At 67.8% G+C, this 15,006-nt stretch carries 15 protein-coding genes; 5 read left to right on the top strand and 10 right to left on the bottom strand.

The annotated features are described in order from the left end of the window. Positions 1–4 precede the first annotated feature (4 nt). Together lldD and J2X45_RS15745 are read left to right on the top strand one after the other, a co-directional pair. The gene (gene lldD / locus J2X45_RS15750; RefSeq protein ID WP_310216502.1) at positions 5–1,150 is read left to right on the top strand and encodes an FMN-dependent L-lactate dehydrogenase LldD; all 1,146 of its coding nucleotides are present in this window, start codon (positions 5–7) and stop codon (positions 1,148–1,150) included. A 195-nt stretch (positions 1,151–1,345) separates the two neighbouring features. Next, a complete protein-coding gene (locus tag J2X45_RS15745) occupies positions 1,346–2,107 on the top strand; it encodes an NTP transferase domain-containing protein (protein WP_310216501.1) in 762 nt (253 codons plus the stop codon). Here J2X45_RS15745 and J2X45_RS15740 read toward each other — a convergent pair. The 6 genes from J2X45_RS15740 to J2X45_RS15715 all read right to left on the bottom strand — a co-directional run bounded on the left by J2X45_RS15740 (position 2,104) and on the right by J2X45_RS15715 (position 7,735). Then, positions 2,104–2,955 (bottom strand): nucleotidyltransferase family protein, encoded by an 852-nt coding sequence (locus tag J2X45_RS15740; RefSeq protein WP_310216499.1) that lies wholly within the window; start codon positions 2,953–2,955, stop codon positions 2,104–2,106. The genes J2X45_RS15745 and J2X45_RS15740 overlap by 4 nt on opposite strands. After that, positions 2,859–4,013: a ceramide synthase gene (bcerS, locus tag J2X45_RS15735; protein WP_310216496.1), complete on the bottom strand. Its 1,155-nt coding sequence runs from the start codon at positions 4,011–4,013 to the stop codon at positions 2,859–2,861. The genes J2X45_RS15740 and bcerS overlap by 97 nt, the downstream gene beginning before the upstream one ends. After that, a complete protein-coding gene (locus J2X45_RS15730; protein WP_310216494.1) occupies positions 4,013–5,074 on the bottom strand; it encodes an LptF/LptG family permease in 1,062 nt (353 codons plus the stop codon). The genes bcerS and J2X45_RS15730 overlap by 1 nt, the downstream gene beginning before the upstream one ends. Beyond that, entirely contained in the window at positions 5,071–6,291 is a 1,221-nt protein-coding gene (locus J2X45_RS15725) for an LptF/LptG family permease (RefSeq protein ID WP_310216491.1), read from the bottom strand. Before J2X45_RS15725 ends, J2X45_RS15730 begins: the two co-directional genes overlap by 4 nt. After that, positions 6,288–6,725, bottom strand: a complete 438-nt coding sequence (locus J2X45_RS15720) for an HIT family protein (RefSeq protein WP_310216490.1) — start codon at positions 6,723–6,725, stop codon at positions 6,288–6,290. The genes J2X45_RS15725 and J2X45_RS15720 overlap by 4 nt, the downstream gene beginning before the upstream one ends. Positions 6,726–6,817: 92 nt before the next feature. Then, positions 6,818–7,735 (bottom strand): metallophosphoesterase, encoded by a 918-nt coding sequence (locus tag J2X45_RS15715; RefSeq protein WP_310216488.1) that lies wholly within the window; start codon positions 7,733–7,735, stop codon positions 6,818–6,820. A 76-nt stretch (positions 7,736–7,811) separates the two neighbouring features. Between J2X45_RS15715 and J2X45_RS15710 the strand changes: the two genes are divergently transcribed. Genes J2X45_RS15710 through J2X45_RS15700 form a run of 3 tightly spaced genes read left to right on the top strand, consistent with a single transcriptional unit; the run spans position 7,812 to position 10,728 of the window. Beyond that, positions 7,812–8,939 (top strand): CDP-alcohol phosphatidyltransferase family protein, encoded by a 1,128-nt coding sequence (locus J2X45_RS15710; RefSeq protein WP_310216485.1) that lies wholly within the window; start codon positions 7,812–7,814, stop codon positions 8,937–8,939. Next, entirely contained in the window at positions 8,858–9,850 is a 993-nt protein-coding gene (locus J2X45_RS15705; RefSeq protein WP_310216481.1) for a diacylglycerol kinase family protein, read from the top strand. Before J2X45_RS15710 ends, J2X45_RS15705 begins: the two co-directional genes overlap by 82 nt. Further along, positions 9,847–10,728, top strand: coding sequence for a hypothetical protein (locus J2X45_RS15700; protein ID WP_310216479.1), 882 nt, complete (start codon positions 9,847–9,849; stop codon positions 10,726–10,728). The genes J2X45_RS15705 and J2X45_RS15700 overlap by 4 nt, the downstream gene beginning before the upstream one ends. 65 nt (positions 10,729–10,793) lie before the next feature. Here the strand turns inward: J2X45_RS15700 and spt are convergent, their stop codons facing one another. From spt to J2X45_RS15680, 4 genes are all read right to left on the bottom strand, one after another. Continuing rightward, positions 10,794–12,008: a serine palmitoyltransferase gene (gene spt / locus J2X45_RS15695; protein WP_310216477.1), complete on the bottom strand. Its 1,215-nt coding sequence runs from the start codon at positions 12,006–12,008 to the stop codon at positions 10,794–10,796. 3 nt (positions 12,009–12,011) lie between these two features. After that, entirely contained in the window at positions 12,012–12,263 is a 252-nt protein-coding gene (locus J2X45_RS15690; RefSeq protein ID WP_096051738.1) for an acyl carrier protein, read from the bottom strand. A gap of 77 nt (positions 12,264–12,340) precedes the next feature. Then, on the bottom strand, positions 12,341–13,294 hold the full coding sequence (gene cerR / locus J2X45_RS15685) for a ceramide reductase (protein ID WP_310216474.1): 954 nt from the start codon (positions 13,292–13,294) through the stop codon (positions 12,341–12,343). Further along, on the bottom strand, positions 13,284–15,002 hold the full coding sequence (locus tag J2X45_RS15680) for a fatty acyl-AMP ligase (protein WP_310216470.1): 1,719 nt from the start codon (positions 15,000–15,002) through the stop codon (positions 13,284–13,286). The genes cerR and J2X45_RS15680 overlap by 11 nt, the downstream gene beginning before the upstream one ends. Between the last annotated feature and the right edge of the window lie 4 nt (positions 15,003–15,006).

Genomic DNA, 15,006 nt, shown 5'->3' with positions numbered 1-15,006 from the left:
CGGGATGATCGTCTCCTCGACCACGGACTTTCGCGAAGCCGCCCGGCGCAGGCTGCCCCGCTTCCTGTTCGACTATATCGACGGCGGCGCCTACGCCGAGCGGACGATGGCGCGCAACATCGATGATCTCGCCGACATCGCGCTGCGGCAGCGGGTGCTGAAGGACGTCTCGGTCGTCGATCCGTCGACCACCCTCTTCGGTGTTCGGCAGGCCTTGCCGGTTGTTCTGGCCCCGGTCGGTCTTACAGGCATGTACGCCCGCCGCGGTGAGCGCCAGGCGGCGCGGGCCGCGGCGGCCAAGGGCGTGCCGTTCTGTCTGTCCACCGTCTCGGTCTGCGATGTCGACGAGGTGCGTGCGGCCTCGCCGGCGCCGTTCTGGTTCCAGCTTTATGTGCTGCGGGACCGGGTCTTTATGCGGGACCTGCTGGCGCGAGCCGCCGCCGCTGGCGCGACGACCCTGGTCTTCACGGTCGACATGCCGGTCCCCGGCGCCCGTTATCGCGACGCCCATTCAGGCATGTCCGGACCCAACGCGGCGGCGCGGCGGCTTGTCCAGGCGGCGCTGAAGCCGGCTTGGGCCTGGGACGTCGGCGTGATGGGGCGGCCGCATCGGCTGGGTAATGTCGCCCCGGCGCTCGGCAAGGCCTCGGGCCTGCAGGACTTCATGGGCTGGCTGGCCGCGAACTTCGATCCGTCGATCCAGTGGTCGGATCTCGAATGGATCCGCGACGCCTGGAAGGGGCCTCTCATCATCAAGGGCGTTCTGGATCCCGAGGACGCCAAGGCCGCCGCTGACATCGGGGCTGACGGCGTCATCGTGTCCAATCACGGCGGTCGTCAGCTGGACGGCGTGCTGTCCAGCGCCCGAGCCCTGCCGGCCGTTGTGGAAGCGGTCGGTGACCGATTGGCCGTTCTGGCCGATGGCGGCGTGCGCTCGGGCCTCGACGTCGTGCGGATGCTGGCGCTGGGCGCGCGCGGGGTGCTGATCGGCCGGGCCTACGCCTACGCTCTGGCCGCGCGCGGAGAGGCGGGGGTGACGCACCTGCTGGAGCTGATCGACAAGGAGATGCGGGTCGCCATGGCCCTGACGGGCGTGCGCGAGGTGTCCGCCATCAATCGGAGCGTCCTTGCCGAGGCCTCTCGACCGTAACAGATAGGTCGCGCCTGCGGAAAATTGGCCAAGGGGGCTTGCGTCGCGACGTCGCGATCGTTTCTTGGCGGTCCGCGAAGACTTGCCGAGAGGCCGGTTCGTGCTCAGTTATGCGGTCGCGACCGCCGGGGCCGCGGTCCAACGATTCCAAACGGGGCGAAGAAGGCCCCGATTCCAGCGAGATTCCAGAACGTCATGCAGCCGGTTAAGACCCTCATTCTCAGCGCTGGTCAGGGCAAGCGACTGTCGCCGCTGACCGACGACCGGCCCAAGTGCCTGGTCGAGCTGGCCGGTCGCACCGTGCTGGAATGGCAGCTGCGTCACCTGCATCAGGCCGGCGTCACCGAGGCGGTGGTCGTGACCGGCTTCCGCAGCGATTTGGTCGAGGCCGAGGTCGCGCGTCTGTCGCTGCCGGGCCTTGCCGTGCGCACGCTCTACAACCCGTTCTACAGCGTCACCGACAACCTCGCGACCTGCTGGCTGGCGCGCGAGGAGATGCGCGGCGGGCCGTTCATGATCCTCAACGGCGACACCCTGTTCGAGCCGGCGATCGCCGAGCGCCTGATCAGCGCGCCGGACGCCCCGATTACGGTCACCGTCGACCGCAAGGCGGGTGGCTACGACGCCGACGACATGAAGGTGCTGACCGACGGCGACGCCCTGCGCGCCATTGGCAAGACGATCACCGAGTACGACGCCGAGTCGATCGGCTTCCTGCGCTTCAACACCGAGGGCTCGGCCCTGTTCGTGAAGACGCTGGAGGCGATCATGCGCACGCCCGAGGGCCTGAAGCGCTGGTACCTGAGTGTGATCAACGAGATCGCCCAGAACCACGACGTGGTGCGCGTGCGCTCGATCGAAGGCCTGGGCTGGGCCGAGATGGACTTCCCGGAAGACCTCGTTCGCAACCGCGCCCTGACGTCGCAGTGGGCCGCCCAGGAGGCCGAGGCCGTCTAGGCCTCGCCGACCAGCTCTCGAACCAGATCAAGGTCGGACGGCTTGTCGACATCGACGGCCGCCAGGCCGTCGTGCGCCCGCACGGCGGCGGCCCTGACGTCGGCCAGGGCGCCCAGTCGCGCCACGGTCTGGTCCAGGGTCAGCAGGCCGAGCGCGTAGCGGATCAGGAAGCTGGGCCCCAGCATGGCGGCGATCTTCCAGGGCTGCTTGCGCAGGGCCTCGACCTTGCGCCACAGGCGCACGACGCCCATGGCCCGCTCGTCGCGCAGCAGGAAAAGGTTGCAGCCCGAATAGCGCCCGTCGCGGAACTTCAGATAGGTCCGCTTGGTCTGCGGCGCGGCGGCCTGGACGCGCGCCTCGGGAGCCAGCAGCACCGCGACCTCGGCCCAGTCGGGGGTGTCGGCGAGAAATTGCGTGATCCACTCGGGCTTGAGCAGGGCGTGGTCGACGGTGGTGATCAGCAGCGGAAAGCCCAGCCGCCCGGCGGCGTCGGCGACGCTCTGGCTGGGGCCTTCGGCGGTCGGGAGGGTCTGAGCGCGCGTGCCCGCCAGCGCGGCCTTGATGGAGTCGTCATTGGCGCTGAACCCGATCTCGGCGGCGCCGGCCGCCTCCACGGCGCTCAGCACGCGCGCCAGCAGGGTCTGGCCCTGCAGCACGATCAGGCCCTTGTGGGCGACGCCCGCATAGGCTGCGGCGGGATCGACTTCTCCCGGGCGCGACCCGGCCAGGATCAGCGCCTTGAAGGGCTGGCTCACAGCGCCTTCTCGTAGACGCGATAGGTCTTGTAGTGCGTGCCGCCGACGTTCTCGGCGATATGGGTCATGGCCTTGTTGGCCTCCAGCACCCACGAGATTTCATAGCGGTTGTAGCCGAGGCTCATCGCCATATCGCGGCTGGCCTTCATCATCCAGAAGGGCAGCATGCGGCCGCGTTGGCTGGTCTGGAACTTCTTCTTCACGCCCATCAGCGGAATGCGCGCGGACTTCACGCCTTTGACCTTCAGCCGCCACAGCAGCTTGGCCCAGCCGAACGGCAGCAGCTTGCCCTTAAGGTCGGCGATGGCCTCGTTGACGTTAGGCAGGAAGACCACGACGCCGGCCGCCTCGCCGTCGATCTCGGCGAACCAGACCAGGCGCTTGTCGATCACCTGCTTCAGCGACTTGGCCAGCTGTCGGGTCTCGGCCTCGGTGGTGGGGGTGAAGCCCCAGTTGTCCGACCAGGCGTCGTTGAGGATCTCCGTGAGGGTCTGAACCTCCTGGTCATAGCGGCTCATGTCCAGCTGGCGCAGCACCACGCCTGCGGGCAGCCCGCGTTTGACCCGGCGCTGGGCGATCTCGGGGATGTCGCCGGTCTCGTCGGCCTTGTAGGCGAAGAGATCCTGGGCCTTGGCGTAGCCCTGCTCCTCGACGCGTGGACCGGCATAGGCCGGGTCGTGGCCCATCAGGACCATGGGCGGGGTGTCGAAGCCCCAGACCAGCAGGCCGACCTCTTCGTTGATCGACAGGTTGAACGGCCCGACCGCATGGGTGCGCCCCCGGGCGCGCAGCCAGTCCTCGGCGGCGCGGAACAGCACGTTGAACACCGCCGGATCGTCCTCGGCGGCGATCATGCCGAAGTGGCCGTCGAGGCGACCTTCCACCGGCTGGGGCGTGAGCTGGTCGATCTGGGCGCTGATGCGGCCGACGTCGCGGCCGCCCCGGGTGGCCAGGAACAACTGCACCTCGGCGTGATCGAAGAACGGATTGGTCTTCGGCGTCAGGGCGTCCGTCCGCTCCATGAACAGGGGCGTGATCCAGTTCGGATCCTTGGCGTTCAGCCGGGCGGGCAGGGCGATGAAGCGCTTTAGCTCGGCCGGCGTTCGGACCGGAATGACCGAGAGGTCGGCGTTGGTGGAGTCGAAAGGCATCAGCCCTCCAGGGACAGGAAGGTGCGCGCGGCGAGCGCGCCGAAGATAGCGGGCGCGGCCCAGACGGCCAGGAACGGTGAGAGCGCTCCGGACTCGCCCAAAGCGGTCAGCATGCCGTTGGCGACCAGGAACATTAGACCTGCAGCCAGGCCCGCCGTCAGCAGCACCGCGCCTTGTCCGCTGCGGAAGTTCGCCAAAGCGACCGGCGCACTGAGCAGCAGCATGACCAGCGACACGAAGGGGCTGGCGAAAGCGGCCTGGAAATGGGTGGCGTAGAAGCTTTCCGGGCGGTCCGAGCCGCCGTTCTCCAGCGCTCGCCGGGCCGAGGCGGCCGTCGGCATGGCGTCGTCGCCGAACAGGCCTTGGACGTCCTGCGGACGCAGGGCGGTGGGCCATGAGGTCGAAGCGGCGGTGGAGGCTTGGGCTAGGTCTCCGGCGAAGCGGGTGGTCTTGGGCTGCTCCAGTGTCCAAGCCTTTCCGTCAAAACGGGCTGTGGGCGCCTCCACCTTCTCAATCAGGATGCCTTTGCCGTCGCGACGGAAGATCGTGACGCCGGTGATCGTGCGGCCGTCCGCCGACGCATCGGCGCCGATAACGAGGTCCGCGCCCGCCCGGAAGGTGCGGGGCGCAGGCTCCTTGCGCTCGGCGACGGGTGTTGTGTTGCGCCACCAGTCGGCCAGCGCCGGATCGGCGCGGGGCGCCAGGACCTGGCCGCACAGGGCGTCGAGCAACATCACGGCCACGACGGCCGGGATCGCCATGCCGACGATCCGATAACCCGAGATCCCGCTGGCGCGCATGGCGACGATCGCGCTCTCACGCGCCAGTTGGGAGAAGGCGAACAGGCCGCCCGCAAGCACCGCGATCGGCGCGACCTGCTCGAACAGGCGCGGCAGACGCAGGGCGGCGTAGTAGCCGACCCCCGCCATGCCCAGGCCGCGATCCAGGATGTCGCTGGTCACGTCCAGCAGATCGAGGATCTGCAGGACCGACATCAGGATCAGGGCCGCGCCAAGGATGCGGGTGGCGACCGTCTTCAGGACGTAGAGCTGCAGCTTCATGCGGCTTGTCGCTTCTTCGGCTGGGGCAGCAGGCGCAGGGCGCGCGTGACCAGATTGTTGATGCGCCGCACCAGGCGCGACACCGGCGTGTCGCCGGGGCGGGTCCTGCTGCCGACGAACAGCCACACGCTGAGCGCGGCGAACACGGCGAAGGGGACCCAGATGGCGGGGAAGGCGGCCGCCTTGCCGGCCTTCGCCATGCCCTGACCCAGCAGCAGCGAGTGCTGGAACGCCAGCAAGAGCAGCCCCGCCATGATCAGACCTGGGGCGCGGTTGCCTCGCTTGGACGCCAGGCCGAGCGGGAACGCCAGAAGCGGCAGGAACGGCAGGAAGGCGGCGCGGGCCAGACGACCATAGAACTCACTGAGCAAGGTGCTCTTGGAGACCACGGGGTTGGGGGAATTGGCCTGCCGGCGAAGCTCGCCCATGGTCAGTTCGCGCTCGTCGCCGCCCCGGGCGCGCAGTAATACCGCAGCCGCCGACAGCGGCGTCTGGATCGTCAGGCTGGTGAAGGCCAGGTTGCGATAGGTCCCGTTGGCGTCGTGGGCGATGCGGCGGCCGTCGCGCAGGTCCATGGTGATGGTCTTGCCGTCCGGATCCATTTTCAGGTCAGCCGAGGCGGCGGTGATGATCTCTTCCTGGCCCTTGGCGTCGAGGCGGCGAATGAACACCCGCGTCAGGCGTTGGCCGGCGATGTCGGCGCTGTCGGCGGTGAGCAGCGAGCCCTTGTCGTCAATGAAGGCCCCGCCCGCCAGGCGTCCGTTCCAGCCGGCGTTGATCGCCGCGTGCATCACCGCACGATAGGCGTAGCGGCTGTAGGGCTGCATGTAGCCGAACACGATGATGCTGAAGACGCTGAGGAACAGGCCGACGGCCACGAACGGCGCGGCGATCCGTTCCAGAGACTGGCCGCTGGCCAGCAGCGCGTCGATTTCCGAGCCGTCCGACAGCTTCACGATGACGATGAACAGCGCCACGAAGAAGGCCACCGGCAAGGCCAGGCCCAGATAGTGCGGCACCAGATTGGCGGCCAACTGGGCGACATAGCCAAAGCGCGCGCTGCTTTGCGACAGGACGTCGAGCAAGCGCAGGATGCGCTCCAGCAGCAGCGCGATCACCGTCACGCCCAAGCAGGCGACCAGCGGCCAGAGCAGCAGGCGCAGCACGTAGCGATCGATCAGGCGCGAGCCGCCGGCGGGCGAAGTCTTGACGCTCACGCTGGGTTCCAAGCCTTGGCGAAGCGGGCCGCGAGACGCTCCACCGCGTCGGGCGCCAGCTCGACCGCCGTTCCCAGCGCCGGCGCGGCGGGCCAGCCGGCGTCGGGGAAGGAAACGCCTTCATGTTCCCGAGCGCCGGCGTAGCGCGGCAGCACGTGGAAGTGGACGTCTTTGTCGACCATCATCAGCATCAGATAGTTGATCTTCTCGTAGTCGACTTGGCTCTTGAGGAGGCGCTCGATCCCGGCGACGGCGACCTGCAGGTCGGCGAACGCGGCCGGACTCACGTCCGAGAACGCCTGCACCGCTTCCTTGCCCACCAGAACCAAGGCGCCAAACGTGGGCTGCTTGGGGCGAACCAGGACAAGCCAGTGATCGGTCTCGGCGACCTTCGAGGCGGGATAGCCGAACGCCAGGGCGGTGGGATTGGTCATGAGAACGCCGAAACTTCAGGCCGGTGTCGCCAGCGCGGCACAATAGGGATGCGCGGGGGCACAGGGAAGGGCGATGCGTTCGCCGAGGTCATTCAGGCGGCCTCGGCGCGGCGCGCGACGTCGGCCAGGGTGAAGCGACCCAGTTCGGCGATCTCCGCGCCCGTCTCTGACAGGCCGCGCGCGACGACGCGGACGGCGTGACCGCCTTCGGGGCGAGGCTCGATCTCGATCTGGTGCCAGCGGGCGGGCGCGTGGCGGCTGGGCTTGGCCGAGGCCGACGGCACGCCCAGCACCGGGATGGTCGCGCCGCCGGGACCGGGCACCGAGCCGACCAGCGCCTCATGGGCGTGGCCATGCAGCACGAGGTCCGCCCCGCGCCTAGCCAGCACCGCGCGTAGCGCCTCCTGGTCCTCCAGCCGCTTGCGCTTGGACACCGCGCCCGGATACGGCGGGTGGTGCAGGACCACCAGTCGGAACAGGCCGCCGTAGGCGGGGTCCGACAGCGCCGCGTCGAGACGCTGCAGCTGGTCGTCGCCCAGGCGTCCCGTGGCCAGATGCGGCGCGGTGGGAACCGCCGAGCACAGGTTGAAGATCGCCACGGGGCCGCGCACTCGCACCTGCGGGAAACTGGCCTCGCCGGCGTCGCCCAGCCAAGGCGACCAGATCGCGAAACGTTCATGCCCGCCCGGGCCCGCCAGGGCGTCGTGATTTCCCGGACTGATGGTGTAATCGGCCGCTGCGCCCAGCGCTTCGAGCCATGCGCGGGCTGCGGCGATCTCGCCGGGCGCGGCGAAGTTGGTCAGGTCGCCGCTGATCACCACATGGTCCGGCGAGGTCGCCTTCATGTCGGCGATCAAGGCCTCCAGAACCTCGGGGCGATGGACCTTGCGCTTTTTTCGCCAGGCGATGCGGCTGAGCAGGCGCTTGGTGAACACGTCCCGTAGGCCGAACGCGCCGGGCGGCGGCGGGAGATGGGGGTCCGAGAGGTGTGCGATGCGATAAATGGACAAGACGGGCCGGCGGTTCTGGTCGAAACGGACGAAGCTGCGTATCTATCAGCCTGGGATTCAAGGGGTATAGCCGTCTTTGAGTGGTGAAGTTCAAAATGCGCCGCGTGCGCTGACCGTGGGCCGCAGCGACGGGCGCATCTGGGGCATGAGCTCCGCCGAGCGTCTGTCCCGCATCTACCGTCGTCTGGGTCTGGTCGAGATCCCCGCCGTGGATCTCTCGCACGCCGTCGTGGCGGTGGACGCCGGCTGGGTGTTCGATGAGTCGCTGATCAAGGCCTTGGCGGGCCGCGAAGGCGCGGTGTTGGTCGATGATGCAGGGCGCGCTGTGGCTGTGCACGCGCCAGCGGATCTGGGGTACGCCGCCAGCGAAGCGCTCGCCGCCGGAAACGACCCCACCGGACTGGACCCGCGCTTCACGCGGTTGACGGCCCTGGAACTGGGTTCAGCCTATAACAGCGCGCTGCGCAAGCGCGAGCCGCCGGTGCTGGAGCGCCTGACCCCGGAAACGGTGCGCGCCGTCGAAAAGCGCCTGTTCCAGGGCTCGTACAAGGGCGTCACGGACTTCGTCACCAAGTACGTGTGGCCGGCGCCGGCGCGGGTTGTGACCCGTTGGTGCGCCCTGGCGAAGATGACGCCCAACCAGGTCACCTTCATCGGCTTCCTGATGGTGTTGGCCGCGACCTGGCTGTTCTGGCAGGGGCAGTTTGGCTGGGGCCTAGTCTGCGCCTGGATCATGACCTTCCTCGACACGGTCGACGGCAAGCTGGCCCGTGTGACCCTGACCTCGTCCAAGTGGGGCAACGTCTTCGACCACGGCATCGACCTGGTGCATCCGCCGTTCTGGTGGTGGGCCTGGTTCGTCGGCGTCTATGCGGTGGGCCAGGAGATCCCGTACGCGGCCTTGAGCCTCGCCATCGTCGTCGGCGGCTATGTGGCCCAGCGGGTGGAGGAGGGGATCTTCCTCGGGCTCTTCAAGCTGGAGATGCACGCCTGGCGGCCCTTCGACAGCTTCTTCCGCCTGATCACCGCGCGTCGGAACCCCAACCTGATCCTGTTGACGGGCTGCGCGCTTGTTGGCCGGCCGGACGTTGGCTTCACCCTCGTAGCGATCTGGACCGCCGTGTGCTTCGTCGTGCACGCCATCCAGATCCTGCAGGGCCTAATGGCGCCGAAAGGCTCGATCCAATCCTGGCTGGCGAAATGACGCGCGTCGGGGTCGTCCGCAATCCCAAGAGCCACGGCAACCGCATCCGGCCCCCGGGCCCGGCCCCAGAGGACGTGCGCCTGGTCGAACCGATCGGCCGGGACGCTCTGCGCGAGGCCCTGAATGGCTTCGCGCGTGACGGACTTGACCTGCTGGTGATCGACGGGGGCGATGGGACGGTCCGCGACGTCATCAGCCTGTTGCCGCATACCTTCGGCGACGCCCCGCCGCTGCTGGCGGTGCTGCCATCCGGCAAGACCAATGTCCTGGCCATAGATCTTGGCACGGCGGAGGGGTGGCGCCTGGAAGACGCGCTCAGCGCAGCGCGCCGGGAAAACCCTACGATCAAGTCGCGCCCGCCTCTTCGGGTCAGCTGGGCCGACGACAAGCCTTGTCTGCAAGGTTTCTTTTTCGGAATGGGCGCGCCGGTTAAGGCGACCAACCTCGCGCAACGTGTCCACAAGGTGGGCTTCTTCCACAATGTGGCGGTCGCCCTGACCATCGCCACGGCGGCGCTGGGCGCATTGTTCGGCGGTTCGCGCGACGAATGGCGCGCGGGGGTCCCGGCGCGGCTGGCTCTGGATGGTGAAGCTCAGGCCGAGGGTGATCGCTTCGCCATTATCGCCACGGCGTTGAAGCGCCTGCCGTTCGGGCTCAAGCCGTTCGGGGCGCCGCGCGAAGGGTTGAAGCTCCTCGATGTCGACGCTCCGCCGCGTCGCCTGCACAAGGCCTTGCCCTTGATGTTGAGCGGCAAGGTGGCTCCGGCGCTGGAGGGCCTGGGGTATCGCCGTCGCGATCCTCGCACGGTCGATCTTTCGGGCGGAGCGCCCTTTGTGCTGGACGGCGAGGTCTTCGAAGGCGGCGACCTGACGATCCGGCTCGGGCCGCCCTTACGGTTCCTGGTCGGATGAGCCGCCTGCGCGACCTCGTCGCGGCCGAGCTCTCCCAGACGACGCCCGAATCGATCTCCGCCTTCGCGGCGCATCTGGCGAGCGTGTTTCCCGGCGCGAGGGCGGTTCTGTTCTATGGCTCGATCCTGCGGACCGGCGACCTATCGGGCGTGCTGGACTACTATGTTCTTACCGAAAGGGTTCCAGCAGGCTGGCGAGGCGTGTTCACACGGCTGCTCTGGCCAGACGTCAGCTATCACGAGTTGGAGCACGGCGGCTCGACGCTGAGGGCCAAGGTCGCGTCGATGACGCTGGCGCAGTTCCAACGGGCCGCCAGCGGCGCGGGCGTCGACACCACGATCTGGGCCCGCTTCGTGCAGCCAAGCGCCTTGATTTGGGCCGCCCCCGAGGCGCGTGAGGCCGTGGTGGACGCCATCGCCGACGCTTGTCGGACCGCCGCCGACTTCGCCCAGGCGATCGGTTCGGCGGATGCTACACCGCTGGCGCTATGGACGGCGCTCTTCCAGGAGACCTACAAGGCCGAGCTGCGGGTCGAGAAGGCAGGCCGCGAGGTGTCGATCCTGACCTACGACCCGGAGCGCTATGAACGGGTCATGCAGGCTGTCTGGCTCGATGAGGGGCGGGGCCTGTCTGCGGAGGTCCGGACACGCCGGCTCAAGGCGTGGAGCGTGCGGCGGGCCTTCGGAAAACCCTTGAACATGGCGCGCTTGGTCAAGGCGGCTTTCACCTTCCAGGGCGCGGCGCGCTATGCGGCCTGGAAGATCCAGCGCCACACCGGGGTCACGGTGCCGCTGACGCCGTGGCGAGAACGACATCCGATCCTGGCTGCGCCGGCTGTTCTGCTCAAGGTCTGGAAAGAGCGACGGCGATCCGCCTGAGTCTATGCAAACGAAAACGCCCGGGTCGTTGACCCGGGCGCTCTTGTTTCGGCGATGAGACGACCTCAGGCGCGTGCGCGCTTCAGGGGCTCGATCACGCCCAGCGCAGCGCCGATCTCGCCGTAGGTCTTGAGCACCGCGTCGATCTGCTCGTCGGTGTGAGCAGCGCTGACGCTGGCGCGCAGCAGCGGACGGCTGTCGGGGGTGGCGGGCGGCAAGGCCAGGTTCAGATAGACGCCGGCCTGCAGAAGGCCGTTCCACATGGCGATGGCGCGCTCCTGGTCGGGCATGGTCGCGGCCACGATCGGGCTGGCGCTGGGACCCGTCAGGAAGCCCATGGCGGTCAGGCCGTCGTACAGGCGCTTGGCGTTGCGGTTCAGGCGATCACGCAGCTCTGGCTGCTCGACCATGCGGCGCAGGGCCGTCACGGTCGAAGCGACCACGGCCGGCGGCAGCGAGGCGGTGAACATATAGGGGCGGCAGACGACGCGCATGACGTCGAAGTCGTCGTGATCCGACACGCAGAAGCCGCCGATGGCGCCCAGGCTCTTGGAGAAGGTGCCGACGATGAAGTCGACATCTTCTTCCACGCCCGCCGCTTCGGCGAGACCGCGACCCGTAGCGCCCAGCACGCCCATGGAGTGAGCCTCGTCGACGAGCAGATAGCCGCCCATCTCGCGCTTCACGGCGGCGATTTCCTTCAGCGGCGCGACGTCGCCGATCATCGAATAGATGCCCTCGACGACGATCAGGCGCTCGCCCGGCGCATCGCCCAGGCGACGCAGGCGCTTGGCCAGGTCCTCGGGGTCGTTGTGGCGGAAGCGGATGACCTCGGCGTGGCCCAGACGCGAGCCGTCATAGATCGAGGCATGGCTGTCGGCGTCGAGGATCAGGTGGTCGCCGCGGCCCACCAGGGTCGACAAAACGCCCAAATTGGCCTGGTAGCCGGTCGTAAAGACCATAGCATGCTTGCGGCCGTAGAACTTGGCCAGCTCTTGCTCGAGTTCGACGTGGGTCTCGAAGCTACCATTGGCGATGCGGGAACCGGTGGTGCCGGTGCCGCGTTCCTGTACCGCCTTGACCGAAGCGGCGATGGCCTGCTCGTCAAAGGTCAGGCCCAAATAGTTGTTCGTGCCCAGCAGAATAGTGGGACGGCCATCGACCACGCCTTCAGTCGGCGAGTGGACGGCGTCAAAGCGCACCTTGAACGGGTTTGCGCCCGCGTCCTGGATAGCCTTGTACGCGTCGCGATAGGCCAGGTGCTTATCAAATAGCCCCATTAGTTAAGCCCTAGTCCGGAGATCGTTGATCAGTTTGGAAAGGTCGCCGGCGGTCTCGACGGACGCCAGGCGATCGAGCGGAATGGAGATATCGAAGGTGTCTTCGAGCTCCATGATGATGTTCATGAGGGCCAGCGAATCCACGGCGAGGTCCCGGCCGATATGCGATTCCGCACGAACCTCGACAGCTCGCCCCAGAACCTTGGTCGCCGCTACCCCGATCTCGCGCAAGCTGAGATCCGTCACCGTTTCCATTCTAAATCAAACCTCCGGGAGCCCCACCCGTGTCACTACTGTAACGGCGAGTCTGTCAGATTTCCGCCATATTTGAACTAGGCGACCAAATTTTTGGGTAGCCACCCCGCCGATCGGTACCAATCGACGGTGTGAGCGAACCCGTCAACAAGACCGAAGACGCTGGGTACTCCCTCCGCCATCGGAGCGCTAGATGGGGTCCAATCGGCGTGAAGCAACTCCCTAGCCTTCCCTGATCCAAAGACGGAAGGTGTCTTTGTCAGACGAGACCAAGCGTCCACAAGGGCTCCGGCGGTCAGAATGCCTAGGTCGGGAAGCCTTACCAGGCGCGGTTTTGCGCCCATGACAAGCCCCGCGCCGCGCATGATTTCCGTCCAAGTGTATCCGTCGCGCCGCACATCGGAGACCTCCACGAGACCCAAAACGGGTGTGCGGCAGAACGCGACTAGCTTTGCGGCGGCGTCGTGCACGTGGATCATGGCGATCCGAGAGCTTGGCGAGAGCACCGGCAGGACCGGACTGCGCGCAGCCAGCTGAAACAATCCCAGCGTCTCGGTGTCGCCGGGGCCGTAGATCGCGGGCGGTCGAAAGATCAAAGCGCTAGGGTCCGCCGCGCGCACCGCCTCTTCGCCGGCACGCTTGCTGGCGGCGTAGTTCGAGAGCGACGGCTCGCGTGCCGCCAGGCTCGAAACCAGCATGAACCGGGCGCCCGCGGCCTTGGCCGCCTCAGCGGCGGCGCGAGCCCCGTCCTGGTTCACCCGGTTGAAGCCGTCCAATGTCGTCGCCTTGATGAGGCCTGCGACATGAATGAAGACCTCGGCGTCCGTCGCCAGCCGGCGCAGCGCGCCGGGCGTTTCCAGGTCACCCGTGATGACCTCGACCTCGATGTCACGCCAGAATGCATGCACCGGGTCTCGGCGCACCAGAACACGAGGCCGCCAGCCGTCCTGGGCGAGCGCACGCACCAGATGCCGACCCAGGAACCCGGTCGCGCCGGTGACTGCGACGACCCCGCGCGTCTCAGTCGCCATAGGCCCCGGCCAGATAAGCCGCCTTGGCCTTCGAGCGGCTGAGCTTGCCAGATGATGTCTGTGGAAGGGCGTGCGCCCCGACCAGCTTCACCTTGGTCTCGATCCCGTGTCGGGTGCGCAGCAGGGCTGTCACCGACTCGCGCAGAGCGGCGCGGCTCTCGGCGTCGCCGCCGCGAGCCTGCACCAGAACCACGACCTCGTCTTCCGGCTCAGCCGGGATCGCGAAGGCGCAGACGTCGCCGCTGCGTAGCCCGTCGATCTCGTTATCTGCTGTCCATTCAAGGTCTTGCGGCCAGATGTTGCGGCCATTGAGGATGATCAGATCCTTGGCTCGGCCGGTGATGACGATCTCGCCCTCGATCTTGAAGCCGATATCGCCGGTATCCAGCCACCCGTCCGCAGAGAGCACGCGGGCGGTCTCTTCAGGATTGGCGAAATAGGCGCTCATCACCGACGGGCCTTTGGCGAAGATGCGACCCACGCCGCGCTCCGGCAACACCTGGCCGTCGTCGCCGCGCACTTCGAGGAAGTGGTCGGGGAGGGCGGGGCCGCAGCGCGCAAAGTCGCGAGCGCGCTCGGAGCCCTCCGGGGCTTCAACCGCTAGGGCGTCGCGTTCCAGACGCTCGACGTCCAGCGTCTCGGCGCGCAGCCCCTCGCCCAGCGGGGCCATCGAGAGGGCCAGGGTCGCCTCAGCCATGCCGTAGCTGGCGACGAACGCCTTGTCCGAGAAGCCGGCGGGGGCGAAGGCTTCGACGAAGGCTTTCAAGGGCGGCATGCGGATCATGTCGCCGCCTAGGCCCGCGCTGCGCCAGTGCGACAGGCTGTAGTTGTCGAGCGGCTGGCCCTGGACGCGTCGGGCGCAGAGTTCGTAACCGAAGGTCGGGCTGTAGGCGATCGTCGCCTTGTTGCGGCCGATGAGGTCGATCCACAGGAGCGGGCGGCGGACGAAAGCGCCGGTGGGCAGCAGGTCGACCGACATCTGGCAGCTGAGCGGGCTGAGCAGGAAGCCGATCAGGCCCATGTCGTGATAGAGCGGCAGCCAGGAGATGGCGCGGTCTGACGCCTGGACTTGCAGGCCGTCGCGCGTGATCGCCACGCAGTTGGCCATTAGGGCCTTGTGGCGCACCAGAACCCCGGTCGGCGTGCGGGTGCTGCCCGACGAAAACTGCAGATAGCAGGGATCTTCGGGCGTGATGGTCGGCAAGGCCGCGCCGCTGTCCTCGGGCAGGTCCGCCAGCACGCCGGCGAAGGAGAGGCCTGCGCGGGCGCCGATCTCGGCGACCCAGTCCTTGAGCCCGTTCGGGCCGATCAGGATGTTGGCCTTGGCCGAGCGGGCGAGGTTCGAGATCTGCTCGATATAGGCTTCGCGTCCGCCCAGAGGGGTCGGCAGCGCCATCGGCGCAGGCAGCAGTCCGGCATACTGGCAGGCGAAAAAGGCGCGGACGAAGTCGCCGTCTGTCTCGGCCAAAAGAGCCACGCTGTCGCCGACCTTGGCGCCGGTCGCCAGAAGGCGTCTCGCCAACACGACCGCCTCGTCGCGCAACTTGGCGTAGGGCAGGGCCTCGACCAGTTCGCCGCGCAGCGAATAGAGATTGATCCCCGTCTCGCCGCCGGCGGCGAAATCGAGAGCCTGGGTCAGGGTCGGGAAGTCGGCGAACCGGACAATGCGGTCAGACGCCGTGGGCGTGATCATAACTTGGGCCTTCATCGTC

The organism is Caulobacter sp. BE264 (genome assembly GCF_031457805.1).
Classification (GTDB): domain Bacteria; phylum Pseudomonadota; class Alphaproteobacteria; order Caulobacterales; family Caulobacteraceae; genus Caulobacter.
Note: the sequence above shows the minus strand (reverse complement) of the source record. Positions and strands in the feature narration are given on the sequence as shown.